We start from the raw sequence: 409 nt of genomic DNA on the forward strand, positions 1-409 counted from the left end.
CACCGATACTGGTGCCGCCGCTCGCCGAACCGCCGTTGCCCCCGGCACCGCCGGTGTTGAACAGCCCGGTGCCGCCGTTCCCGCCGAACCCGCCCTCGCCGGTGGTAGTGGCCCCGCCGGTGCCGCCGGCCCCGCCGACGCCGAACAATCCGCCGACACCCCCGTCGCCGCCGCGCCCACCGTGCACGACGCCGAACCCGCCGGTGCCACCGGTGCCGCCCGGACCCCCAAACAGCCCGCCGGCACCGGCGGCACCGCCGGCCCCACCGGTGCCGACCGGGGAGGCCCCGCCGACGCCGCCGGTGCCACCGAGGCCCCACAACAGTGCTCGCCCGCCGGGCCCGCCGGGACCGCCGTCGGAGACCGTTGATGGCCCGCCGGCGCCACCGGTGCCACCGGTGCCCCACAG

General features: G+C 80.0%; 1 pseudogene. It reads right to left on the reverse strand.

The features are described 5' to 3' along the window. Positions 1-409: pseudogene (locus BST40_RS32315) on the reverse strand (PE family protein); the annotation flags it as partial.

It is taken from the genome of Mycobacterium persicum, from assembly GCF_002086675.1.
In the GTDB taxonomy this organism is placed as follows: domain Bacteria; phylum Actinomycetota; class Actinomycetes; order Mycobacteriales; family Mycobacteriaceae; genus Mycobacterium; species Mycobacterium persicum.